The organism is Labrys miyagiensis (genome assembly GCF_030160835.1).
Taxonomy (GTDB): domain Bacteria; phylum Pseudomonadota; class Alphaproteobacteria; order Rhizobiales; family Labraceae; genus Labrys; species Labrys miyagiensis.
On the sequence record NZ_BSPC01000026.1, the window covers coordinates 166,563 to 191,004 of the forward strand.

The window sequence follows — 24,442 nt, forward strand, 5'->3', positions numbered from 1 at the left end:
GAGATGTCGAGGTTCAAGGTGCGGACAAGATGTCCGCGCACCTGGGGGGACTCCCAGCAGCTACGCCGCCGTGGAGATCGCCTCGATGACATCGTCCACCGCGCTCTCCACGCGCTTCCTGTCATCGCCCTCGGCCATCACGCGGATCACCGGCTCGGTTCCGGAAGGGCGGATGACCAGGCGGCCGCTATCGCCGAGTTGCTTGCGGGCGCCGTCGATGGCGGTGACGACCTTGGGATCATCCAGCACCTTGCCGCCGCGCGTGCGCACATTCTTCAGGATCTGCGGCAGCGGGTCGAAGCGGTGGCAGACTTCGCTCACCGGCTTGTCGGCCTTCTTCAAAACCGCCAGCACCTGCAGCGCGGCGACCAGGCCATCGCCCGTGGTGGCGAAGTCGGAAAGGATGATGTGGCCGGACTGCTCGCCGCCGACATTGTAGCCCTGCGCCCGCATGCGTTCGAGCACGTAGCGGTCGCCGACGGCGGTGCGCTCCAGCATCAGGCCGAGGCCGCCGAGATAGCGCTCGAGGCCGAGATTGGACATCACGGTGGCGACGATGCCGGGCTGGGTGAGACGCCCGTCATCCTGCCAAGCCGAGGCGACCACGGCCATCAACTGATCGCCATCGACGACATGACCCTTCTCGTCGACGATCACCACGCGGTCGGCGTCGCCGTCGAGGGCGATGCCGATATCGGCGCGCAATTCGCGCACCTTGCGGGAAAGAGCGTCCGGCGCGGTGGAGCCGACGTCCTTGTTGATGTTGAAACCATCAGGCTCGACGCCGATCGGGATCACGTCGGCGCCAAGCTCCCACAGCGCCTCGGGGGCGACCTTGTAGGCGGCGCCGTTGGCGCAATCGACCACCACGCGCAGCCCATCGAGGCGCATCTGGCGGGGAAGGGTGCGCTTGGCGAATTCGATATAGCGGGCACGCACGTCGTCGATGCGGCGGGCGCGGCCGAGATCGCGCGAGCCAGCGAGCCTGGCGGCAAGATCGGTGTCGATCAGGGCCTCGATCGAGCGTTCGGTCTCGTCCGAGAGCTTGAAGCCGTCGGGGCCGAACAGCTTGATGCCGTTGTCGTCATAGGCGTTGTGGGAGGCGGAGATCATCACGCCGATGTCACAGCGCAGCGAATTGGTGAGCATGGCGACGGCCGGCGTCGGCATCGGGCCGAGCAGCATCACGTCGACGCCGACGGCAGTGAAGCCGGCGACCAGGGCATTCTCGATCATGTAGCCGGAGAGGCGGGTATCCTTGCCGATGACGACGCGATGGCGATGCTCGCCGCGCTGGAAGGCGAGGCCCGTGGCCATGCCGACCTTCATGGCGAGTTCAGGCGTGATGAAACTGTTGGCTCGGCCACGGATACCGTCCGTGCCGAAATATTTGCGACTCATCGATCAACCTCGAGGTTTCCTGAACCAATTATGCCAGAAGCCTCTCACCAAATGTTTCAAAATTTATTTGCAAGCGTAACAGGGGCTGGGACCGCCGCCACTCATAGTCATAAGTCGTCAGCCCGGAGGCGACGTTCACCCCGCTGGCGGTGCGCACGAAACCCTCGCGCTCATAGAAGCGGATCGCCCTTTTGTTGAAGGCAAGGCGACGTTCACCCCGCTGGCGGTGCGCACGAAACCCTCGCGCTCATAGAAGCGGATCGCCCTTTTGTTGAAGGCATTCACCGACAGCTTGAGGAGCGAGGGGGTCTTCTGCTTGGCGATGGTCATGAGGAGATGGGCCGTGCCGGAGCCTTGCTCGGTGAGTGCCAGGGTGATCTGTTCCAGCAGGAGGACTTGTTCGCTCACCGGTGCCAGCACCAGCAGGCCGACGATGTCGCGGCCCCGCGCGGCGACATAGATCTCGGCCTTCAGCTCCTGCCATTTCAGCCACATAGTCGGCCAGCGCACCTTGTAGTCGAAGGCGGGGTAGGTAGCGGCCCAGGTGTCGCACCACAGGGTCCGCAGGGCTGGTTCGTCCTGGGGCTCCGCCGCCCGGAGGGTGACGAAAGACTGTGTCATCGCTCCGTCAGCTTCAATTCGATGCGTCGGTTGCGGTTGCGGGCTTCGTCGGTACCGGAGGTGTCGATCGGCTGGAATTCGCCGAAACCGGCCGCCACCAGCCGCTGGGCCGGGATGCCCTTGGAGATCAGATATTGCACCACCGCGATGGCGCGGCTGGCCGAAAGCTCCCAGTTGGATGGGAATTGCGGCGAGTTGATCGGCCGGTCGTCGGTATGACCATCGACCCGCAGCACCCAGGGAATGTCGTTGGGTATCTTGTCCTGCAGGTCGAGCAAAGCGGCGGCGATCTTGTCGATCTCGGCCTTGCCCTCGGGCTGCAGCGTGGCCTGGCCAGCCTGGAAGAACACCTCTGACTGGAAGACGAAACGGTCGCCGACGATGCGGATGTCGGGCCGGTTCCCGAGCACGTCGCGCAGGCGCCCGAAGAAGTCGGAGCGGTAGCGCGAAAGTTCCTGCACGCGCTGGGCCAAGGCCGCATTCAGACGCGAGCCGAGATCGGCGATCTTGGTCTGGCTTTCGCGGTCCTTGGATTCGGAGGCGTCGAGCGCCTGTTCCAGCGCAGCGATCTGGCGGCGCAGGGCCGAGATCTGCTGGTTGAGGAGGTCAACCTGCGCCAGGGCCTGGCCTGACAGGCGCTTCTGGTTGTCGAGCTCGCCCTGGACCTGCTGGACCTGCCCGCTATTGGCGTTGGCAGCGGCCGCGTCGGCCTGCGCAACATCGAGCAGGCCTTGCAACCGGGTCTTGTCGCTGTTGGACTTGTCGAGGCTGGCGTTGAGCGCGGACAACTGCTCCTGCGCATTGCGCTCGTTCGAGCGCTCCAGTGCCAGGAGCTGCGAGAGCTCGGCCACCTGGGCATTGAGCTGGTTGAGCGCCTCGTCCTTGCCGGTGACCTCCTGCGACAGGAAGAACTGGCCGAGCACGAAGATCGACAGGATCATGATGATCGACAGGAGCAGCGTCGACAGGGCGTCGACGAAGCCCGGCCAGTAATTGATGCCTTCGGTGCGACGGCGGCCGCGACTGAGCGCCATCAGTTCCTCTCACGCTCTTGCGTCAGGCGCTGCAGCACGGCCTTGATGTCGCGCTGCTGCTCGGCCTGGCTTTCCACCCAATCCCGGATCATCTGCTGCTCGGAGCGCATATGCTGGACGAGGCCCTGGATGCCTTCGGCAAGCTGCGCCATGGCGGCAGTGGCGTTGCGGCCGGAGCCGCCGTCGCGCGAGCCGTCGGCCATGCGCTCGATCGCGGACTTGATCGCCGCCATCTCGGCATCCGAGCCGCCGCGGGCGAGACCCTCGGCCTCGATATCCGTGACGGTGGCGGCGAGCCAGTCTTCAAGCTCGGTATAGAAGCGGTTCTGCGCCTGGCCGGCCTGCAGGTCGAGGAAGCCGAGGATCAGCGAGCCGGAAAGACCGAAGAGCGAGGACGAGAACGACACGCCCATGCCCTTGAGCGGGGCGGAGAGGCCGCTTTTCAGGCCTTCGAACACGGTGGAGGCATCGCTGCCGCCCACCGACATCGAATTGATGACATTGCCGACCGATCCCACGGTCTCGATCAGGCCCCAAAAGGTACCGAGCAGGCCGAGAAAGACGAGCAGGCCCGTGAGATAGCGCGAGATCTCGCGCTGCTCGTCGAGGCGCATGCCGATCGATTCGAGGATGGAGCGCAGGGTCGAGAGCGAGATGGAGCGCCGGCCGATCTTGTCGCCGAGGAGGGTTGCCATCGGCGCCAGCATCACCGGCTGGTCGCGCAGTTCCAGGCCGGGATCGCGCAGGCGGTAGGCGTTCACCCAGCGCACCTCGGGGATGAGGCGAATGACCTGCCGGAAGCCGAAGGCGATGCCGAGCAGCATCGTGAAGATGATCAGGCCATTGAGGAAAGGATTGGCCATGAAGGCGATGAAGAGCTGCTGGTAGAGCGGCGTCACCACGCATGCTGCCAGGATCAGGAAGACCAGCATACGGACGAAAAAGATCCGTGGGGAAGACAGCTTGTAGGGATCAAGGTCTCTTGCCATCGCACCACGCCGCTCGAACTCGTCTCATTCAATGCCTTCCCTAGCAGGGACGGTTATGTCTTGCCAGACAATACCCTAATGCAGGGTTTCGCACACGCCATCAATGTGGGGAGCGGCGCGCTGGCGCGGTAGGGGGCTGTGGAACCTGCAAGTCTCCGGAGCCTGAACAAAAAAGGGCAATGAAGCCGAGAGAGGCGATCGAAACACCGTCATTGCCCCGACCAACCCTTTGGTTTGGTCGGGCAGCGAAGCACTCCGGGGGCTGTAGACACCGCCCCTTTGGCCCCTGGATTGCTTCGCCGTGCTCGCAATGACGAATTCAGGTCCCGCCTCCCGCGATTTCTCACCGAGCCGGTATACTGCTCAGAGGACCATGTTCGCTCCGATCACGCCGCCTGGCCGCCATAGGCGAAGACCGTCTGCGGCCGGGCGCCCCTGATGAAGCCGCCGCCGAGCACGCGGGCCTGGCCATCCGCATGGTCGTAGAAGACCGCGGCCTGGCCGGGCGAGACGCCATCCTCGGCCTCGGCGAGCTCGATCGACGGACCGTCCGCGCCGAAATGCAGCAAGGCCGGCTTGGGCGCCCGGGTCGAGCGCACGCGCACTGCGATCTCCAGCCCCTCGGCCGGCAACGCCTCGAGCGCTCCGTCACCGATCCAGTTGACGTCGCGCAGGGCGACATTGCGGGTCGCCAACGCCTCGCGCGGGCCGACGATCACCCGTGCGGCGTCGGCTTCGAGCCTGATCACATGCAGCGGCTCGCCGGTGGCGACACCCAGGCCCTTGCGCTGGCCGATGGTGAAATGGATCACGCCCGCATGCTGGCCGAGCACGCGGCCGTCGAGATGCACGATCTCGCCGGGGCGCGCGGCGCCGGGCTTGAGCTTCTCGATCACCTGTGCGTAGCGGCCTGACGGTACGAAGCAGATGTCCTGGCTGTCGGGCTTGGCCGCCACCGACAGGCCAAAGCGCTCGGCCGCTTGGCGCGTCTGCGGCTTGGTCATGTCGCCGAGCGGGAAGCGCAGGATGTCGAGCTGCTCCCTGGTGGTGGCGAACATGAAATAGCTCTGGTCGCGTTCGGCATCGCGCGGGCGATAGAGCGCCCGGCCGTCGGGCACGGCCCGGCTGGCGACATAATGGCCGGTGGCGAGCACATCGGCGCCGAGATCGCGGGCAGTGCCGAGGAGATCGCGGAACTTGACACGCTGGTTGCACTCGACGCAGGGGATCGGCGTCTCGCCGGCTACGTAGGAATCGGCGAAGCGGTCGATCACCGCCTCCTTGAAGCGGCTCTCATAGTCGAGCACGTAATGGGGAATGCCGATGCGATCGGCGACCTCGCGGGCGTCATGGATGTCCTGGCCGGCGCAGCAGGCGCCCTTGCGATGGACGGCGGCGCCGTGATCGTAAAGCTGGAGCGTCACTCCGATCACGTCATAGCCCTGCTCCTTGAGAAGGGCGGCGCAAACGGAGGAGTCGACGCCGCCGGACATGGCGACGACGACGCGGGTGTCCTGCGGCCGGCGCGGCAGGTCGAGCGAATTCAACATGGCAACCTCGGTGCAACAGAGGGTCAAGGTCTCTGCAACGGCGCTCCTTTACGCGATTTTAACCGATAAGGGAACGGCGTTCTTGGCCCGCTGGAATGCGCGCCGGAGCAGTAAATGGCCCGGTATCGGCACAATAAAGAGACAAATCGGTGTTCAATTAACTCATTAACTATGTTCGTTAAGTATAGGCCTTGTGTTTCAATTAAATAAACGCCCACTGTTGCATTTATATCATAGGAATTTCGTTGGATCGGGCGTATCCCAGGGCCAAGCAGCAATAAGTACCGAGTGCTGAGGAAGTTAAAATGCAAGCGTTAAAGAATGTTCTGCTTGTCGGCGCAGTTGTCTTCATGCCGGCAGCGGCATTCGCCTCAGATCTGGCGCCCACGCCAGTGGAGCCGGTGCCGCCCGTCGTGGAGCCAACCTTTACCTGGACCGGGTTCTTTGCCGGCGCCAATGCCGGCTGGGCGCGCGGTAGTCTCGATACGGATCTGACGGCCATTCCACCAGCCCCGCCTGCCCCTCCACCGCTTGCGGCAGCTCTGGGCGCCACCACCACTCTTGTCGCTGGCCATGGGCATTTGAAGGACACAGCCAATAGCGTCGTTCTCGGCGGCCAGATCGGCTACAACTACCAGTTCGATCCGCATTGGGTCGTCGGAGCGGAAGCGGATCTTCAATATACAGGCATGCATTCGACGGCGCATGCCATTGGTGCAAACAACATTCCCATTTCGGTGAAAACGCAACTCGACTGGTTTGGCACACTCCGCTTGCGGGCAGGCTATGCCTTCGACAGCTTCCTGGTCTATGGAACTGGCGGCCTCGCCTACGGGAACGTGAAAGCCAAGGTGGGCGTACCCGGTGAGTCGATATCGGACTCCGACGTTCGGGTCGGTTGGACATTGGGTGCGGGCGCGGAATACGCATTGACGCAGCATTGGATCCTGCGCGCGGAATATCTGTATGTCGATCTTGGCAAGAAGGCCACGATCAATAAGACCGTTGGTGGATTCCGCATCACGGACAAGCCGGACGTTTCGCTGAACGTCGTTCGCGCGGCTGTAAACTACAAATTCTGAGCCCGGTTCTTCGATCGGGACCGCAACTCGAGGGCTCCGCGATGGCGGGGCCCTTTTTGCATGGTGGCACCCGTCTTGCGTCTCAAACGCCGTCGCTTTAGTCAGGAGCCTCTTCCGGAGACTTGTGATGCCTGCAACGCCCGACGACCTCTTCGCCTTCCTCGACAAGCTTGGTATTGCCGTAACCACCGTCGAGCATGCCCCGCTCTACACGGTGGAAGATTCCAAGGCCCTGCGCGGCCAGATCGAGGGTGGCCACACCAAGAACCTTTTCCTGAAGGATCGCAAGGGCTCCCTTTTCCTGGTTGTTCTGGAGGAGGACGCCACCGTCGATCTCAAGCGCATCCACGAGATCATCGGCGGGCAGGGTAAGGTCTCCTTCGGGTCGGCCGACCTGCTCACCGAAGTCTGGGGCGTGCTGCCAGGCGCCGTGACGCCTTTTGGCGCCATCAACGACAGGGATGGCCGCGTGACGGTGGTGCTCGACGAAGCGCTCCTGGAGAATGCCAGGCTCAACCATCACCCGCTCGTCAACACCTCGACCACCACGATCGCGCGCGAGGACCTCGTCGCCTTCCTCAAGGCGACGGGGCACGAGCCGAAGATTCTCGCGGTCTCGAACCCTGCCTAATCGAGGCAGCCGCGGAGGATGTCGTATTTCATGCATCTGCGCGCCGATCGCGGAGGCGACCTGGCTCCATCCGTGCAAGGTTCGCAAAGCTCAATAGGTGATTGCCGGCATAGCGATGCGGTTTTCTTCAAAATCGGGCCCGGCCAGGACCGCATCGATCGGCTGCCTTTTCGGGGCGCCGCACATAAGGGCGACTTCGGTCCGGTTGCGCAGATGGAATTTGCGCATGATGTTGCGGATATGGACCTTGGCGGTGCTTTCCGAGATGTTCAGGGCATGGGCGATGACCTTGTTCTGCTTGCCCTTCTGCAGGAGCGCCAGGACATCGCTCTCGCGGTCGGTCAGGCTGAGATGGATCTCGGAACGTAGATCGTGCTCTGGCGTCGGCCGCATTGAGCGTGTCATCGAGCGATCCAGGAGGGCATGCTGGCTGGACGGCGGAATGTCGAGCCGAGGCGAGGGGGCCAGCGATTGCCGGATCGCAGCGATCATCGCGCTGAATCCCATCGAGGCTGCCACCCAGTTCTGGACGCCGCTCTCTTCCAGCACGCGGCCGATAGCAGGGTCGGCGCCGTCGGTGATGACGAGCAGGGGCAGGTTACCGATTCGCGCCTTCAATTGCTGGATGACGAAGCCTATAAAGAGGGGGTCCGAGCTGCGCTGCATGAGGCTCAGCACGGCGAGGGAGGCGTGCAGGTCTGCATCTTCAAGACTGCTCGCGATGCGGACCTCGAGGTCCTGAGCGGCTTCCTTCAGGGCGTGGGAGAAAATTTCGGCCAGCAGGGGGTGGCTCTCGATCAGAAGTACAACCTCCCGGGCTGCCGAAGATTCGATCATTGTACCCATGTTGTTCGAGGTGTTTTGATCCTCTATGTAGTTGAAGCCGACATTCTGACTCACGCTAGGCCTCCCTCGAATTGCGACGCTACTTGCTCCAAACGAATTCTCGATTGCGTGGTCTCTAAGTTTCTTCCGAGGCGATTTCAGGTGGTCTGTCGTAGTTGTTGCAGTCATTGACAGGTTTTTGTTTTTGAAAATTCGACGCGACGTTGTTTCTTGGCCATGTAATCGTCGCCACGCAACACCGTATCGCATACCATTAAAGGTAAAACGATTCATTGAAATCGAAACCGAGAAATATTAATCGACGATATCTGCCTTTTATCTCACAGAATGCCATCGAAGATAAAGTACCTGTTGCTTAATCAAAAAGGACGATTACGTGTCGTCACCAGAAGTGGTATCAGAATGCAGATAAAATCGATTTATCTTCAGTGAGCTTGATGCGCAAGTGCTATAAATTGATAGATGTGAAATCATCGTGATTTAAGATAATTGGAGAAATACGATCTGTTGTGAAAATTGTATGCTAAAAATAACCGATGTACTTTTTGTATCTTCAGGTAATGGAATGGCAATGCGAGGCCGCTTAACTGCGGTACAGCTTGGACAAAACAGCGTTGGCAAATGAATGTTCAACACGCACACGGTTTTAGTGAATGGCCATCACCGAAGTACCATTTGTTCCAATACGAGGAAGCGGGTCGAATTTTCTATTGTTTCGTACGGAGTGGCGTCAGCGGATGGTTGCCATCGCGGTGATTTACCCCCATCTAACCGGAGACAACGATTTCTAGGGTATTGGCGATGAGCAACGACACGGCTGGAACGAACGGCTTGATCAAGGACACCACGACGCAAACCTTCATGACTGACGTCATCCAGGAATCGATGAAGCAGCCGGTCCTGGTGGATTTCTGGGCCGAGTGGTGCGGCCCCTGCAAGCAACTGGGTCCCATGCTCGAAAAGGCTGTCGTGGCCGCCAAGGGCAAGGTGAAGCTGGTGAAGATGGATATCGACAAATATCCGCAGATCGCCGGCCAGCTTGGCGTGCAGTCGATTCCCGCCGTGTTCGCCTTCTCGAAGGGCCAGCCCGTCGACGGTTTCATGGGCGCCGTTCCCGAGAGCCAGATCAAGGAATTCATCACCCGCATCGCCGGCCCCGGCGGGGATCCCGACACCGAGGCGATGCTGGCCGAGGCTGAGGCGCTGCTCACGGAGGGCGAAGGGGAGGCCGCCGCGCAGATCTTCGCGCAGATCTATGAGCAGGATCCCGAGAACCTCAAGGCGATTGCCGGTCTCGCTCGGGTTGCCATCGCCGCGGGCGAGCTGGAGCAGGCCAAGACCACCCTCTCGCTGACCCCCAAGGGCAAGGAGAACGATCCCGCCATTGCCAGCGCCCGTGCCGCTCTCGAAGTGGCCGAGCAGGCAAGCGAGCTCGGTGACCTCGCGGGGCTTGCCCGACAGGTCGAGGCCGACCCGAAGAATTTCCAGGCCAAGTTCGACTATGCGCTCGCCCTGGCCGCCGCCAACAAGCGCGAGGAAGCGGTCGACCAACTGCTCGACATCGCCCGCCGCGACCGCAAGTGGAACGACGATGGCGCGCGCAAGCAACTTGTGCAATTCTTCGAAGCCTGGGGTCCGATGGACGAGACCACGATCTACGGCCGGCGCCGCCTGTCGTCGATCCTGTTTTCCTGACGGTCGCCTGCAAGCTCGGGGAACGCTGCTCCATGCACCCGCTGTTTCAGACGGAGGCGGACCTGCCGTCCGTCATCCCGGTCTTTCCGTTGTCGGGAGCCTTGCTGCTGCCGCGTGGGCAGTTGCCGTTGAACATCTTCGAGCCGCGCTATCTTGCGATGATCGACGACGCCCTGCGCGGGCCCCGCCTCATCGGCATGATCCAGCCGGAGGATGAGGACGCCGAGGACAAGCCACGCCTGTTCCAGGTGGGATGCGTGGGCCGCATCACCCAGTTCGCCGAAACGGGGGACGGGCGCTATCTCATCCAGCTCACCGGCATTTCGCGCTTCAGGGTACAGGAGGAGGCCAACGTCGACACGCCCTACCGCCAGTGCCAGATCACGGCAGCGCCCTTCGCCATCGACTTCACGCCGCGTGCCGGCGAGGAAGACGTGGATCGCAAGGCCTTGATCGAGACGCTCAAGGCCTATCTTGCCGTCAATCACTTCCAGGTCGACTGGAAGGAGATCCACGAGGCGCCGAACGAAGCGCTCGTCAACGCCCTGTCGATGATGAGTCCCTTCGGCCGGCGCGAGAAGCAGGCGCTGCTCGAGGCCGCGAGCCTGCGCGAACGGGCCGAGATCCTGGTCGCCATCACCCAGATCGAGCTCGCCAAGAGCGGCGATGGCTCGGACACGCCGCTGCAATAGGCGGAACCGGTCATGGCCAATCATCCGCCTCATCGTCCGCCGCCTTTGACCGACCCCAAGCTCCTGGAACTGCTGGTCTGCCCGCTGACCAAGACGACGCTGGAATATGATGCCGAGAGGCAGGAGCTGATCTCACGCGCCGCCAGGCTGGCCTATCCGATCCGCGAAGGCTTTCCGATCATGCTGCCCGAGGAGGCGCGGGTGATCGAGCCCGGCGAGTGAGGGGCCGCTCACTCCTTGCACGCTTTTTGCACGGAGCCCTCATCGCTCCGTCATAGCGCCTGGATCGTGGCTGGATGAGAGACGGGCAAGATCGGCGTCATGGAGGAAACCATGACGCTCGCGCAGATCCTGCCGGTCCCCAGTCCCTTGGCCAACCGGCTGAGCTTCATCCTGAAAGTCGCGCTCGCCGCCGGGCTGGCCCTTCTCGCTGATATCGTCTTTGCAAGCGGCGCTACGCTGCTGGAGGCGGGGAGTGTTGCGGGCCTTGTGGCCCTGCTTTGGCTGGCGGCGCTGCTGATCTGCAATCCCCAGCTGCGGAGCCACCCGGCCAGTCACTATGCGCTGGCCGGCGCGGGCCTGGCAGGATTGGCGCTCGCCTACGAGCCGGGTGCTGTCGCGACGCTGCTCTTCTGCTTCTATCTCGGCCTCGCCATATTCCTGCCGCGCCATGGCAGCTTCGACAATGCGCTGCGCTGGCTGCTGCGCCTAGCACTCTATGGCGTCATTGCTCCGCTTTCGATCCTGTTCGACCTCTTTCGACTCGGCAAGGCAGGGCGGGGCGCCCGATCCTTCGGACTGGTTTCCCTGCTCGGCGCCCTGCCGTTGACCATCGTGGGATCGCTGGTCTTCCTGGCGCTGTTCTCCGATGCCAATCCGCTGATCGGTCGCCTGCTCTCCCAGGCGGTGGTCGCCCTCGACTCGCCCCATCTCGCCGATCTTGCCGTCAACCACGTCCTGTTCCTGGTGGTCGCCCTGACGACGTTCTGGGCGAGCATCCGGCCGCTGCGCCTGCGCATCCTGACCTCGCGCAGCGCCTTCATTGGTCCAACGCCCGCTCGCAAGGGCTGGTTCGGCGCCGGCGCGATCATCCCAGCGCTTGCCAGTTTCAACCTGATCTTCGCCCTTCAGAATCTTTCCGACCTCGCCTTCCTGTGGGGCGGCGCCAAGCTGCCGGAGGGCATGACCTTCTCGGACTATGCCCATAAGGGCACGAACGCCCTGATCGTCGCCGCCCTGCTGGCCGCGCTCTTCGTGCTGGCCTTCCTGCGGACCGGCTCACCGGTCTCGGCCAACCGCCTCGTGCGGGGGCTGGTTTATGCCTGGATCGGCCAGACCGTGCTGCTGGTCTTCTCCTGCATGGAGCGCACGCTCAACTATATTGAGGCCTATTCTCTCACCTATATCCGCCTCAATGCCCTAATCTTCATGGCCCTTGTTGCCGCCGGCCTCGTTCTGATCTGCTGGCGTATCGCCACGAGCCGCAATGGCGCCTGGCTGATCAATGCCAATGCCCTGTGCTTTTCCGTGGTGCTCGGCCTGGTCAGCTTCACCAATTACGACGCGGTGATCGCACGCTGGAACCTCGTCCAGAGCGCCGGTGCCCCCCAGCGCGTCGTGAGGCTCGATATCGACTATCTCCGTACGCTTCAGGGCTCGGGAGCCCTGCTCCCACTCGTGGAGGCGACGCAGGAACCGGCCCACGCGTCGGATGCTCTCATGAGCCTGCGCTATTCCACCCAGAAGAGGCTGGAAAGCCAGCAAGCCGATTGGCGCCTGTGGACGCTTGCCGGCGCCTGGCGCCTCCGGGCCGCCGGCCCGCTGCCGACTGGTATCGCGGTCATCGTGGACCCGCCGCAGGATTCTGCCCGGCCGCAGATACGCAGCGCGCCAATCCCGTGAACATCACCCGCTCGCGCTTTGACACCTCCAATCCGAAATGACATTCATCCATGATGCCGCGCACCATCCTCATCGTCGACGACGACCCGCATATCCGCGAATTGCTGGCCTTCTCCCTTGCCAAGGCTGGCATGATCACCCATGAGGCCGGTGACGGGGAGGAGGGGCTGGCGAAAGCCCTCAACCACAAGCCCGACCTCGTCATCCTCGACATCAACATGCCGCGCATGGACGGGCTTGAGGTCTGCCGCCGCCTGAAGGTGCATGGCGATGTGCCGGTGCTCTTCCTCTCCTCGCGCGATGACGAGATCGACCGCGTGCTCGGCCTGGAGATGGGCGCCGACGACTATGTCGTGAAGCCGTTCTCGCCCCGCGAGGTGGTGGCGCGTGTCGGCGTCATCCTCAAGCGCGCCGGTGCAAGGCCCCTGGCGGCGGCCGCCGCGGCGACCCTGGCGCGGGGCCTGCTGCATCTGGATCCCGAAGGCTGGCATACCCAATGGGACGGCCAGGCGATCGGCCTGACCGCCAAGGAATTCCAGCTCCTGCAGATCCTCGCCGCCACGCCCTCGAAAGTCTTCTCGCGCGACGAGATCATCGACCGCCTGCACGGGCCGGGCTTCGCCATCACCGACCGCACCATCGACAGTCATATTCGTCATATCCGCCAGAAATTCTCGGGCGTGGGGGCGGAGGACGTGATCGAGACCCGGGCCGGCATCGGCTACCGCATCGGTGCCTGCACAGGCAAGGCGGCGTGAAGGCGCCGATCCTTGCGCTGAAGGACGCCGTCAAGGCGCGCTGGCCGGCGCTGCGCCTGCGCTCCATCCTCCTCGGCGTGCTGCTCTTCACCGCGCTGATGCCGGGCCTCGGCGCCATCTTCCTGCGCGTCTACGAGAATGTGCTGGTGCGCCAGACCGAGGCTGAGCTGATCGCGCAGGGGGCGGCCTATGACGCCGCCTTCGATCTCGCCTGGCCCGGCCCGAAGCAGGCGCAGCCGCAGCCGCCGACCGTGGACGATAGCTACTCCATGGTCCGCCGCGAGGCGTCGCCGGCGGACAACTACTACACGCCGGAACCGCTCACCATCGATCTCAACACCATGCCGATCCTGGTGCAGCGCCCGCAGCCAATCGATACGCCGCTCCAGCCCGACCCGGAGGCGCTGGCGTCGGCCAGGCAGATCGAGCCGCTGATCGCCGAGACCCGGCGCACCACGCTGGTGGGTGCTGTGATCCTGGACGCACAGGGCGTCGTGCTCTCGCCGTCATCCCTGTCCGGCAAGAGCTACGCCTATCTGCCCGAGGTGCAGTCGGCCATGGCGGGGCGGTCGCAATCGGTGCTGCGCCGGCGCGGCGACTACACGCCGCGCTATGCCTTCGAGGTGCTAAGCCGGGCCTCCGCCATCCGCGTGCACTATGCCCGGCCCATCAAGATCGGCGACCGTACGGTGGGCGTGCTGCTGCTCTCGCGTTCGCCCCGCGCGCTGTTCCGCGGCATCTATGACGATCTCGGCAAGATCGCGTTCGGTTTCTTCATCATTGTCTTCGTGATCATCGGCCTCGCCGGCCTGCTCTCTCGCGCCATCGCCAAGCCGATCGAGCAGTTGACGCAGGCGAGCGCCCATGTCGGCCGCGGCGGCAGCGAGGTGCCGCCGACCCCGGCCACCGCCACCATCGAGATCCGGGCCCTGTTCGACAATTTCCGCCGCATGGCCCAGCAAATCGACCAGCGCTCGCGCTATCTGCGCGACTTCGCCGCCGCCATGAGCCATGAGTTCAAGACACCGCTGACTGGCATACGCGGCGTGCTGGAATTGCTGGACGAGCATGGCGATACCATGAGCGCGGCCGAGCGCCGCCGTTTCATCGCCAATGCCGAAGGGGATGCCGAGCGCCTGTCGCGCCTTGTGGTGCGCCTGCTCGAACTCGCCCGCGCCGACATGGGCGAGGCCGACGAGGCCGCTTCGACCCCGGCGGGCGAGGCCGTGCACCACATCGCCGACGCCCAGCGCACGCCCGATTTCGCGATTGAGACCAGCATCGGGCCGGACCTGCCCGAGGTTAGCGTGCCCCTGGAAGTGCTGGAGGCGGTGCTCACCACACTGATCGAGAACAGCCGCCAGGTCGGCGCCCGCAAGGTGACCATCGCGGCCGCCGGCGTCGATGGCCATCTCGACCTCACAGTTTCCGATGACGGTCCCGGCGTGCCGCCAGGCGACCGCGAGCGCCTGTTCGAGCCCTTCTTCACCACCAGGCGCGGCCAGGGCGGCACCGGCCTCGGCCTGCCGATCGCCCGCTCGCTGCTCGCCAATAGCGGCTCCAGCATCGATTTCGTGGACAGCGCGGAGGGAGCCTGCTTCCGGCTCAGCCTCAGAAAGCGCGAGTAGGCCTGAGCTGCGCTCCCTCGCGCAGGCCGATGGTTGTTCGTTTATCGCCATCCGCTTGGCGGTCTGCGCCATAAAGGCGGGCGGCAATGTCCACGGTACTGATAGTGGATGACTTCCCGTGAATAACGGAACAGTCACGCGTGCAACCGCCTCGGTGAACTCGGCAGCTGGCTGGCGGCCTCGACCTTCGTCGGCGTCCTGCTCGCCGACCCCGACTCGGCGCTCTCGCGCGGCTTCACGCCGCAGCAGAGCCCGCTGCGCATGCCCGACAACAGCACCATCGATACCATCGTCAAATGGATGAAGTTTGCGGCTGTGATGCAGTAGCGTCCGGCATTCGGTCCTGCGGGCGGGCGCGGCCTTCGAACAGGTCACGCTCGCCCGCGAGTCCGTTTCCGACGAGATCGAAAAAGGCCCGCACGCGACCGGTGCCCTTGAGATCGGCATGGGTGACGATCCACAGTTCGCCCGCCAGGTCAGCAATGGGCTGGGCGAGGGCACGTGCGACGCCTGGATCGCCATCGCCGAGATAACAGGGCAGGAGCGCCATGCCGATACCTGCCTTTGCCGCCGTGAGCTGGTTGACCAGGCTGCTGGTGCGATAGACGATGGGCTCAGCCGGCATGGTGCGGGCAAGCCAGTCCGCCGCCTGGATACCGCTGGTCGTCTCCTCCCAGCCGATCAAGGCCTCCTTCGCCAGCGCGTCAGGCGTTCGCGCCGCCCCGCCCATCGCCTGCACGCGGTCGGGCGAAGCGTAGAAGCACCAGGCGACGCCGGCGAGCTTGCGGCCCCACAGATCGCCCTCTGTCGGCCGGATCGGGCGCAAAGCGATATCGGCCTCGCGCCGCGACAGGCTGAGCACGCGGTTGTCGATGGCAAGTTCGACCAGGATGCCGGGATGGGCTTGCCGGAAAGCCGCGAGGTGGCGTGTCAGCCGACTATAGGCGAGCGTCTCGGAGGAGGTGACCCGCAGCCTGCCCGAGAGGCGGTGGTCGCGGCCGGCAATGTCGCGGTCGAGCGCGAGAGCCTCGTCTTCCATCCGCTCGGCGGCGGCCGCCATGCGCTCGCCCGCCGTCGTTGCCCGGTAGACGCCGCCCGGCAGGCGCTCGAAGGCGCGCACGCCGAGCCGCGCCTCCAGCGTGTTGAGGCGGCGAAAGGCGGTGGAATGATCGATCAGCAGCGCCCTGGCCGCAGCGGTCAGGCTGCCGCTGCGCTGGATGGCGAGGATCAGGCGCAGTTCGTTCCAGTCTTGCATGACGCGATCATAGCAGTCTCAGCGCTTGCGGTCACGCAAGTGCCGCTGGTGCACTGCCAAGTTCGTTTGCAGTGGCGCCAAGCCTAGAATGGCTCCGACGAAACAACCCGCCCTGCGCGACAATCGAGGATATGCCATGACCGAACTCACGCTCGTCAGCCATCATCTCTGCCCCTATGTGCAGCGCGCCGCCATCGCCCTGCTGGAAAAGGGCGTGCCGTTCCGGCGGCGCATGGTGGACCTTGCCCACAAGCCCGAATGGTTCCAGGCCCTCTCGCCTCTCGGTAAGGTGCCGCTGCTGCTGGTCGAAGCGCCCGGACTGAACCAGGCGGTGCTGTTCGAGAGCAGCGTGATCTGTGAATATATCGAGGAGACCGCAGCGGGACCGAAATTGCACCTGACCGACGCGCTCGAACGGGCGCGGCACCGGGCCTGGATGGAGTTCGGCTCCGCCATCCTCGGCGATGTCTGGCTGCTGGAGACAGCGCGCGACCAGGATGGCTATGAGGAGGCGCGGCGCAAGATCGCCGCCAAATTCGGCCGCATCGAAGAGGTTCTCGGCGAAGGGCCCTTCTTCGCCGGCAGCGGCTTCAGCCTGGTCGATGCCGTCTTCGCGCCGATCTTTCGCTATTTTGACCTGTTCGACAGCCTGGCGGGCGCCGCGCCTTTCGCCGATCTGCCTCGCGTCACGGCCTGGCGCCGCGTGCTTGCCGGGCGGCCGAGCGTGAAGGCAGCCGTCGATGCGGACTATCCGCAACGACTGCGGGACTTCCTCGTCCGGCACGAAGCTTTTCTCCTGAAGCAGATGGCGTGAGGGCCGGCGCATGCCGCAGTCTCTTGCCTGGCTTCTCCTGGCGATTGCCGGTGCTCTCGACGTGGCCTGGGCCGTCTCGCTGAAATTTGCCCAGGGGTACACCCGGCCGGGCTGGAGCGTTTTGTCGCTGCTTCTGCTCGCCGCCTTCGTCTATCTGCTCGGCCGCTCGCTGGAGGCGCTGCCGGTGGGGACCGCCTATGCGGTATGGACCGGTATCGGCGCGGTCGGCACCCTGCTGATGGGCGTGTGGCTGTTCGGCGAGGCGCTCAATCCTTTGAAACTTGCCGGTATCGGTCTGGTACTGGTCGGCATCGCCGCGCTGAAGTTCGCACCCGGCTGAGGCTTGCGGGTGTTGGGAACCGTCGGCAAATAAGTGCTGCTGTCATCCCCTTCCCTCGGCCTCGCCGGGGATGACAGCGGTTCACTTATTCTCCGAAGGTTACTTACACCAGCCTGCGCGGGATCGTTTCGGCGAAATTCCGCTCGGCGATCTCCACCCAGCCCTGGAAAGCCCGCACCCGCGCCGTGATCTCGAAGGTGTCATGGGTGCCGATCATGCGGGCCTCGGTCTCGATGCGAAATTCCATGTCGTCGCAGGTGAGGGTGCAGGTGTGGCTCACCGTCTGGCTGGCGCTGTGGGGCTCGCCGTCGCGGATCGAGAATTCGCGCCTGAGCTTGTGGGCGAAATCGGTGGCGATCTCCTCGAAGCGCACCGGCGCACTGCCGAAGGCGTCGCCATCGACGACGAGATGGGCGGTGCCGCCGATGAGGTCGAGGCTGAAGCTGCGTTCGGCCTTGGGCGCGTGCGGGCGCTCGGCCGGGCCTGTCTCGGCCATGCTGACGGGCTCGAAGTCCAGGGCGGCATCCTCGCGGCGCGGGCGGCGCACGGGCAGGATCAGGGCGGCTTCGCCGGTGCGGATGGTCAGTGTCGCCTGGTCCTGCGCCGGCCAGACGGTCGGCCAGGCCGAGGTCGAGATCGCCAGGCGGATGCGATGGCCGGCGATGAAGGCGTGAGCGCAGTCGTTGAGCCTGATGCGCACCGTCTCGAACGCTCCCGGCACCAGGGGCGCCGGCTTCGCATGGCCGCTGCGATGCGTCAGGTTGAGGATGGCGTAGGAGACGCGTTGGGAGGAACCATCCGGCGCGACATCGGTGAGGCGCACGCAGATCTGCGCCGTGGGGGCGTCGGAGGCGAGTTCAAGCACCAGTTCGGGCGCACCGAGGATTTCCGTCCTGTCGGCAAGCTCCTTGGAATCGAACACGAGCGAGAGGCCGTCGTCGAGGCGCTGGTCGGCCGGCGATTCGCCGGGCAGGCCGGAGCTCATCCATTCGCCGGCGCCCGCGCCGCACCACAGCGGCGAACGGATGGCAAGCTCGGCCGAGGGCGCGGGCCGCCACCAGAGCTGGCCGGGCGAGAGGAACATCGGCCGCCTGGTGATCAGGCGCGAGGGCCAGGACGCCTCGCCGATCCAGCGCCCCTCGCGCCCTTCTTGCGACGAGCCGCGCTCCTGCATGAAGGCGCGCAGCATTGGCTCGGCCATGATGCCGTTGTCGCGGCCCTTGAGCCAGTGGTCCCACCAGCGCAGCGCCTCCTCCAGGAAGCCGATGGCCGGTCCCGGCGTGCCCTGGTGCGGATAATGATGGGCCCAGGGGCCGATCACGCCGAGCCGAGGCCCGGACAGGTTTTCCAGCAGGCGCGGAATGGCGTTGGAATAGGCGTCCGCCCAGCCGCCCACGGCGAACACCGGCACCTCGATGCGCGACCAGTCCTCGCAGACCGAGCCCTGCTCCCAATAGGCGTTGCGGTGCTGCTGCGCGGCCCAGATGGCGGGAAAGAAGGGCAGGTGGTCGAGACGCTGCTCCCAGGCCTGCTTCCAGCTCCCGCCATAGAGCGAGGGCGTCGGCGGCAGGGCCTGCCAGGCCATCATGGCCGAACCCCACCAAAGATTGTCGGAGAGCAGGGCGCCGCCCATGAAATGCACATCGTCGGCATAGCGGTCGTCGGTGGAGCACACGGATATCACGGCCTTCAGCGCGGGTGGGCGATGGGCGGCGACCTGCAGGGCGTTGAAGCCTCCCCAGCTCTTGCCGATCATGCCGACCTTGCCATCGCACCAGGACTGGGCGGCGAGCCAGGCGATCACCGCGCAGGCATCCTCCTGCTCGATCGGCAGATATTCATCGTCCAGCAGGCCCTCGCTGTCGCCGGAGCCTCGCATGTCGACGCGGATGGCGGCATAGCCGCGTGCCGCGAACCAGCCATGCATGGCCTCGTCGCGCGAACGCGTGCCGTCACGCTTGCGGTAGGGGATATATTCGAGGAGGGCGGGCACCGGATGCCGCTCCGCGCTCTCAGGCAGCCAGAGCCGGGCGGCGAGCTTGACGCCGTCGGCCATGGGGATGGTCAGATGTTCGATGGTGCGGACCGGATGCTGCATGCGAGACTCAACCCTTGTCGATGAGGCCTCATAGCATGGAGGCGTCTCGTGGGCGATTGGCGGTGGTCGAAGGGGGCGTTGCCTCGCCGTTCAGGAAGGAAGCCCCGATTGCCCGCCGGCTTTCCGCGCAAAGCGCCGCCAGACGATCTCGGTCAGGACCACGGCGATGAGGCCGAAGACGCCGCCTATGAGCACGTTGGCCACTCGCTCCTCGGCAATCCCGCTTGCGCCGCCGGCGAATGCCGCTGCGAGGGCGATGAAGAAGCAGCGCGAACCGAATCCCACGACATAACGGGAGAAGGCAATGAGCGTGAGAGTTGTCGCAAGCACGGCAAAGGAATAACCGACCCGGCTTGCCGGCAGCGCAAGTCCGACCAGAAGGCCGAGCGGCACGCCGACGATCGCCCCGATGGCTCTGAGCTTCAGCTTGCCCGTGGATGCTGTAATATCCCCCACCACCACGCTCGCCGCCGACCAGATCACCCATTGACCCTGGGCGAGGTTGAGGATTTCCACCAGCGCTGCCGCGGCAAGCACTGCAATGGCCGTCGCTGAAGCGGGGAGCGGCCAGTCGCTCGAAGCTGGTCCATAATTGGGAGGAAGCGCGGCGGGCTTGCTCCAGCGGTCATGGATCTGCACGGCACAGATCAGGGCCAGCGCTATTGGCGAGAACGCCACGATGACGCTCGCATGCCGCACGGCCTCCGCTATGCTTACCTGCTCGCGCACCTCGCAGGCGAGATAGACCCCCGGAATGAAGACCCAGTTTCCCAAGGTGCGCAGGGCTTCGCCATAACGCGTCACCCCCACGGCGAGGAAGGCCGTGAGCGCTGTGAGCAACACGAAGAGCGGTTTCACCGGAGCTGCCAGAAAGAGGGCGACAAAGGTGACAAGAATGGCGAGGAACTGGAAGACCACCATCTTCGCGGTGAGCTGGAGCTTCAGCGCGGGAATGAGAAGCGAGATGGCGATAAGGCCCAGACTGAGCACAGCCGGGTCACCCGAGAGGAAATAGGCTGCCGCGAGGGGACCGATGACGGCCAGCGCCCTCAGGAGGTCGCCGACCTTCACTTCCCGGGCGAAGACATCGTACAGTTTGGTGACAAACGGGGCCTTTGCCGTGTTCACGGGAATTCACCGTTGCAGGTGCAGACGAAGCGCGTCTTGCCCGGCATGGTGAGGAACGCCGTTGTCATCCGGGCCCCGTTCGTCCGCACCGTTCCATTCCCCATGGTCGCCGACAGGCATGACGGTACTATAAACCCGTATGAGGGCAATCGTTAATCGTGCCTGCGGCCCGAATCCGACCATTGGGCGCCGTCAGGGTGCCTCGTCAATGCGCGGTGGCGGAGGGTGGCTTCATCCGCGTCATGACATCGAGCGCGCCGGCGCTCACCGGAGCGATGAACAGGCCCACCCGCGCCATCGCCTTGGCGAGCGCCACGGTGGCATCGAGCGCCTTGCTGAGGCCCTCGCTCTTCAGGAGATGCGAGGCGGCGGAGAGGAACTGCACGCGGTCCTCGCGCTGGGCGGCGTCGACCATGGCGAGGATCAGGCATTCGTCGCGGCAGAGCGCCCGGCAGGCGGCGGGGCGCCAGCCGATCTCATTGGCCGCATGGGCTCGCAAGGTGCGGGTGAAATGGTGGAACTCGCCGAAGAGCGGCTTGGCATTCTCCTCCGGCATTTCCCTGGCCAGGGCCTCCCAGGCGATGTCCCAGCAGGCGGAGTCGCCGGTGGCAAAACCGGCCATCCAGCAGCGATAGACGGAAAACAGGAGGTTCTCGGCCGGCGCATCGACATGGTAGCCGACGGGCCGCGCAACGGCGGGGCTGGGCAGGGGCATGGTCCGATCCTTCAATCCGCAGGGTTCAAGGCCCTGGCATTGGTGTGGAGGTATTGGAGCATGATGGTGTGGTTGATTCAAGAAAAAATCATTTATTTTCAATAGTTTATAAGGATTCCAGAGTGGGCTGGGACCGCCGGCTTTCCAGCCGGCTCTTGGAAACGATACGCAGGGAGTGAAGGAAGATGCCGGCTGGAAAGCCGGCGGTCCCAGCCATTGACTTCCCTCCTCCACGGGCGCAGACGACAGCTCCCCTTTCCTTTTCCGGTTGCCGACATGCCTGTCCAGAAAGTCATCTATGACACCGATCCCGGCGTCGACGACGCCATGGCGCTGTTCTTCCTGCATTACCATCCCGAGATCGACCTGATCGGCATCACCACCGGCCATGGCAACGCCTCGGTGGAGATCACCACCCGCAACGCCCTCTACCTCAAGGAGCGTTTCGGCATCGAGGCGCCGGTGGCGCGCGGGGCGGCGGGGCCGGTGACCGGACAGGACGCTCATCATGCCAGCGGCGTGCATGGCGAGAACGGCCTCGGCGAGGTCGTGGTGCCCGAGGACATCAAGGCGCAGGCGATCGACATGCCGGCACATCGCTTCATCGTCGAGACGGTGCGCAAACATCCCGGCGAGGTGCGTCTGCTGGCGGTCGGCCGCATGACCAACCTGGCACTGGCGTTGCGCGAGGATCCGGAGATCGCGGGCCTCGTCAAGGATGTGGTGATCATGGGCGGCGCCTTCGGCTTCAACGGCCATCTGGGCAATGTCACACCCTGTGCGGAGGCCAATATTTACGGCGACCCGCAGGCGGCCGAGGAGATGTTCGCCGCGCCCTGGCCGATCGCCGTCATCGGCCTCGATGTCACCCATGAAGTGCTGATGACGCAGCATTACCTGCGCACGCTCGCCACTGAGGCGGGCGAGGTCGGCCAATTCATCTGGGAGATCTCGCGCTTCTACGAGAATTTCTACCTCAAGAAGGGGCTTGCCGGCATCTCCGTGCATGACGCCTCGGCGGCGATCTATCTGGTGGCGCCCGACCTGTTCGAGACCCGCCAGGGCCCGATCCGGGTGGTGTGCGAGGGGATCGCCTTCGGCCAGACCATCCAGCGCCCCGCCAATGTCGGCTTCCCACCGAACGACTGGGACGGCCGTCCCTCGCATGCGATCTGCACCGCGGTGAAGGGGCCGGAACTGCTGGAGCTTTATCGCGAGACGCTGCTGAAGGCGGCGGGCTGATAGAATCGGTTGTCGAGCGTTTCAGCGAGCGACGGTGACGAGGGTCGCAGCCGTCGATGCGGCGAGAATTGCTGCGAACGACAGATTGACGAGCCGCGAGGTGGCTGGCTGCTGAAGCAATCGGGCGAAGGAGGCCCCGGCGACCGACCAGCCTGCGTGAATGAGCACGATCATGATCGTCAGCACGGCGGTCTTGATCAATGATTCCGCGCCCTCGGATGCCAGGCCCAGCCGGGCGCCTGCAAATACGGCGGCTATCGCCACATAGGCCTTGGGATTGGCGAGCGCCAGCAACAGCCCGCCCGTGAAGGCCGGTGCGACAGCCCCACTATCGGCCTTGGCGAGAGGCGGAGCCGTTGCGATCTTGTAGGCGAGATAGAGAATATAGATCGACGACAGGCCGATCAGCCAGGGCGACAGGCGCGGCTGCGACAGCAGGATGGAAGCAAGGCCCGCAGCGACGCACAGCAGCACCAGGCAAGTCCCGAGGATGATTCCCATAAGATAAGGCAGCGAACGCCGCAATCCGAAGGCGCTGGCAATGGCGGTGACGCTGATCGTCGATGGACCGGGACTGCCCATCACCACGAGGGAGGCAAGCACAAGCGAAAGCAGAGCCGGCCCCATTCCGGCCGGGAGGAAGAACTGCCCCATGGCTTGAAACCCGTAATGTCGTTGCGATGCGGGAGATTTACATCACCGGTGTCGGAGGCGTCTTGAAGGTTTGTGCGGGGGTGCTCCTCGCAGCTCCTTGCCGGCTTTCTCGCGTGTCAGGGCGCGACGTTGCCAGGTGATCGCGCCAACCAAGCCTCGATTCCCTTTGCTGCCGCGATGCCGCTGGCAAAGCAGGCTTGCAGGAGATAGCCGCCGGTCGGAGCCTCCCAGTCCAGCATCTCGCCGGCGACGAACACGCCCGGCAGCTTGTGCAGCATGTAATGCCGGTCGATCTCCGCGAGCGCGACGCCGCCAGCCGTGGAAATCGCGCGTTCGAGTCCGCGCTGCGAGACGGCCGTCAAGGGCACCTGCTTGATCAGCCGGGCGAGCGATGCGGCGTCGTCCGGCAACTGGTTGCCCGCCGCCTCCCTGAGCAGGCTGACGGTGGCGGGCGAGAGCTTGAGAGCCTTGCGCAGGAAGGTCGAGAAGGACTGGCCGCCGCGCGGGCGGGCCAGAAGTTTCACCAGGGCACCCTCGTCTGTGTCGGGCCTGAGGTCGATCCACAGCCGCGCCTGCCCGTGGAACGCGATCGCCTCGCGGATGGGCCGCGACAAAGCGTAGATGACGCCGCCTTCGAGGCCCTGTTCGGTGATCACGGCTTCGCCGCGGCGGCTTTCTTCGCCGAGGCCGACGGCGATGCGCTTCAGCGGCTCGCCGGCGAATTTCTCGCGGAAGACCGCGCTCCAGCGGATCTCGACGCCGCTGTTGGAGGGCGCGAGTTCGCTGATGCCGATCCCCTTTGCGCGCAGCAGCGGCGCCCAGCCCCCGTCCGAACCGAGCCGCGGCCAGGACGCACCGCCGAGGGCCAGGAGGGTGGCTCGTGGCCTCAGCCGGGTCGTCGAGCCGTCCGCCTCCTTGAAGGCGAGGACACCCTCGCTTTCCCAGCCGGTCCACTGCGACCGCGCATGGAGCGTCACGCCGAGCTCGCCCAGTCGCGCCAGCCAGGCGCGCAGCAAGGGCGAGGCCTTGAAGCTTTCAGGGAAGATGCGGCCGCTCGATCCCACGAAGGTCTTCTGGCCCAGTCCCTCGGCCCAGTCGCGCAGGTCCTGCGGCGTGAAGGCCCGCAGCGCCGGTTCGAGGAAGGCGCGCGCCGGACCGTAGCGGCCGAGAAAGGCAAGGAGATCCTCGCTATGGGTAAGGTTCAGCCCACCGCGCCCCGCCATCAGGAATTTGCGAGCCGGGGAGGGCATGCGCTCATGGATCGCCACCCTGCGCCCACTGCGCGCCAGCCACTCCGCGGCGATCAGCCCGGTCGGGCCGGCGCCGATGATGATGATGTCGCTGGGGACGGCCACGGCGTCTCTTTA

23 protein-coding genes are annotated in these 24,442 nt (G+C 64.7%); 11 read left to right on the top strand and 12 right to left on the bottom strand.

The window, feature by feature from the left end; translation table 11 throughout:
* Positions 1–60: 60 nt before the first annotated feature.
* The 5 genes from glmM to mnmA form a co-directional block, all read right to left on the bottom strand.
* Complete coding sequence (gene glmM, locus QQL24_RS15295; RefSeq protein ID WP_284313114.1) at positions 61–1,401, bottom strand: phosphoglucosamine mutase; 1,341 nt, start codon at positions 1,399–1,401, stop codon at positions 61–63.
* A gap of 135 nt (positions 1,402–1,536) precedes the next feature.
* The gene (locus QQL24_RS15300) at positions 1,537–2,022 is read right to left on the bottom strand and encodes a GNAT family N-acetyltransferase (RefSeq protein ID WP_284313115.1); all 486 of its coding nucleotides are present in this window, start codon (positions 2,020–2,022) and stop codon (positions 1,537–1,539) included.
* Positions 2,019–3,056 carry a peptidoglycan -binding protein gene (locus tag QQL24_RS15305; RefSeq protein ID WP_284313116.1) on the bottom strand — a complete coding sequence of 346 codons (1,038 nt, stop codon included), beginning with the start codon at positions 3,054–3,056 and terminating at the stop codon, positions 2,019–2,021. Before QQL24_RS15305 ends, QQL24_RS15300 begins: the two co-directional genes overlap by 4 nt.
* Positions 3,056–4,045, bottom strand: a complete 990-nt coding sequence (locus QQL24_RS15310) for a flagellar motor protein MotA (protein WP_284313117.1) — start codon at positions 4,043–4,045, stop codon at positions 3,056–3,058. The genes QQL24_RS15305 and QQL24_RS15310 overlap by 1 nt, the downstream gene beginning before the upstream one ends.
* A gap of 386 nt (positions 4,046–4,431) precedes the next feature.
* Positions 4,432–5,595: a tRNA 2-thiouridine(34) synthase MnmA gene (gene mnmA / locus QQL24_RS15315; RefSeq protein ID WP_284313118.1), complete on the bottom strand. Its 1,164-nt coding sequence runs from the start codon at positions 5,593–5,595 to the stop codon at positions 4,432–4,434.
* Between the two features lie 305 nt (positions 5,596–5,900).
* On the opposite strand from mnmA, the gene QQL24_RS15320 reads away from it, so the two are divergent.
* A complete protein-coding gene (locus tag QQL24_RS15320; RefSeq protein ID WP_284313120.1) occupies positions 5,901–6,677 on the top strand; it encodes an outer membrane protein in 777 nt (258 codons plus the stop codon).
* A 127-nt stretch (positions 6,678–6,804) separates the two neighbouring features.
* Positions 6,805–7,308, top strand: a complete 504-nt coding sequence (locus QQL24_RS15325) for a prolyl-tRNA synthetase associated domain-containing protein (RefSeq protein ID WP_284313121.1) — start codon at positions 6,805–6,807, stop codon at positions 7,306–7,308.
* A 90-nt stretch (positions 7,309–7,398) separates the two neighbouring features.
* Here the strand turns inward: QQL24_RS15325 and QQL24_RS15330 are convergent, their stop codons facing one another.
* Complete coding sequence (locus tag QQL24_RS15330; RefSeq protein ID WP_284313122.1) at positions 7,399–8,427, bottom strand: response regulator transcription factor; 1,029 nt, start codon at positions 8,425–8,427, stop codon at positions 7,399–7,401.
* Between the two features lie 528 nt (positions 8,428–8,955).
* Here QQL24_RS15330 and trxA point away from each other — a divergent pair.
* From trxA to QQL24_RS15360, 6 genes are all read left to right on the top strand, one after another.
* A complete protein-coding gene (trxA, locus tag QQL24_RS15335) occupies positions 8,956–9,849 on the top strand; it encodes a thioredoxin (RefSeq protein ID WP_284313124.1) in 894 nt (297 codons plus the stop codon).
* A 32-nt stretch (positions 9,850–9,881) separates the two neighbouring features.
* Positions 9,882–10,541, top strand: a complete 660-nt coding sequence (locus QQL24_RS15340; RefSeq protein WP_284313126.1) for an LON peptidase substrate-binding domain-containing protein — start codon at positions 9,882–9,884, stop codon at positions 10,539–10,541.
* 12 nt (positions 10,542–10,553) lie between these two features.
* Positions 10,554–10,763: a Trm112 family protein gene (locus tag QQL24_RS15345; protein ID WP_284313127.1), complete on the top strand. Its 210-nt coding sequence runs from the start codon at positions 10,554–10,556 to the stop codon at positions 10,761–10,763.
* A gap of 111 nt (positions 10,764–10,874) precedes the next feature.
* Positions 10,875–12,443: a DUF4153 domain-containing protein gene (locus QQL24_RS15350; RefSeq protein ID WP_284313128.1), complete on the top strand. Its 1,569-nt coding sequence runs from the start codon at positions 10,875–10,877 to the stop codon at positions 12,441–12,443.
* A gap of 50 nt (positions 12,444–12,493) precedes the next feature.
* The gene (locus QQL24_RS15355) at positions 12,494–13,201 is read left to right on the top strand and encodes a response regulator transcription factor (protein ID WP_348536458.1); all 708 of its coding nucleotides are present in this window, start codon (positions 12,494–12,496) and stop codon (positions 13,199–13,201) included.
* Entirely contained in the window at positions 13,198–14,829 is a 1,632-nt protein-coding gene (locus QQL24_RS15360) for a sensor histidine kinase (RefSeq protein ID WP_284313130.1), read from the top strand. Before QQL24_RS15355 ends, QQL24_RS15360 begins: the two co-directional genes overlap by 4 nt.
* Positions 14,830–15,121: 292 nt before the next feature.
* Here QQL24_RS15360 and QQL24_RS15365 read toward each other — a convergent pair whose 3' ends face one another.
* The gene (locus tag QQL24_RS15365) at positions 15,122–16,084 is read right to left on the bottom strand and encodes a LysR family transcriptional regulator (protein WP_284313131.1); all 963 of its coding nucleotides are present in this window, start codon (positions 16,082–16,084) and stop codon (positions 15,122–15,124) included.
* Positions 16,085–16,220: 136 nt separating this feature from the next.
* Between QQL24_RS15365 and QQL24_RS15370 the strand changes: the two genes are divergently transcribed.
* Together QQL24_RS15370 and QQL24_RS15375 are read left to right on the top strand one after the other, a co-directional pair.
* A complete protein-coding gene (locus QQL24_RS15370) occupies positions 16,221–16,898 on the top strand; it encodes a glutathione S-transferase family protein (protein WP_284313132.1) in 678 nt (225 codons plus the stop codon).
* Positions 16,899–16,908: 10 nt separating this feature from the next.
* Entirely contained in the window at positions 16,909–17,238 is a 330-nt protein-coding gene (locus QQL24_RS15375) for a DMT family transporter (protein WP_284313134.1), read from the top strand.
* Between the two features lie 103 nt (positions 17,239–17,341).
* Here QQL24_RS15375 and QQL24_RS15380 read toward each other — a convergent pair whose 3' ends face one another.
* The 3 genes from QQL24_RS15380 to QQL24_RS15390 form a co-directional block, all read right to left on the bottom strand.
* The gene (locus QQL24_RS15380) at positions 17,342–19,336 is read right to left on the bottom strand and encodes a CocE/NonD family hydrolase (RefSeq protein ID WP_284313135.1); all 1,995 of its coding nucleotides are present in this window, start codon (positions 19,334–19,336) and stop codon (positions 17,342–17,344) included.
* Between the two features lie 90 nt (positions 19,337–19,426).
* Complete coding sequence (locus QQL24_RS15385) at positions 19,427–20,464, bottom strand: FUSC family protein (protein WP_284313137.1); 1,038 nt, start codon at positions 20,462–20,464, stop codon at positions 19,427–19,429.
* A gap of 205 nt (positions 20,465–20,669) precedes the next feature.
* On the bottom strand, positions 20,670–21,179 hold the full coding sequence (locus tag QQL24_RS15390; protein ID WP_284313138.1) for a hypothetical protein: 510 nt from the start codon (positions 21,177–21,179) through the stop codon (positions 20,670–20,672).
* A 276-nt stretch (positions 21,180–21,455) separates the two neighbouring features.
* Here QQL24_RS15390 and QQL24_RS15395 point away from each other — a divergent pair, with 276 nt between their 5' ends.
* A complete protein-coding gene (locus QQL24_RS15395) occupies positions 21,456–22,421 on the top strand; it encodes a nucleoside hydrolase (protein ID WP_284313139.1) in 966 nt (321 codons plus the stop codon).
* Between the two features lie 21 nt (positions 22,422–22,442).
* On the opposite strand, the gene QQL24_RS15400 is transcribed toward QQL24_RS15395, so the two are convergent.
* Complete coding sequence (locus QQL24_RS15400; protein ID WP_284313141.1) at positions 22,443–23,075, bottom strand: LysE family translocator; 633 nt, start codon at positions 23,073–23,075, stop codon at positions 22,443–22,445.
* Between the two features lie 116 nt (positions 23,076–23,191).
* Positions 23,192–24,430, bottom strand: coding sequence for a BaiN/RdsA family NAD(P)/FAD-dependent oxidoreductase (locus QQL24_RS15405; RefSeq protein WP_284313143.1), 1,239 nt, complete (start codon positions 24,428–24,430; stop codon positions 23,192–23,194).
* Positions 24,431–24,442: the final 12 nt, after the last annotated feature.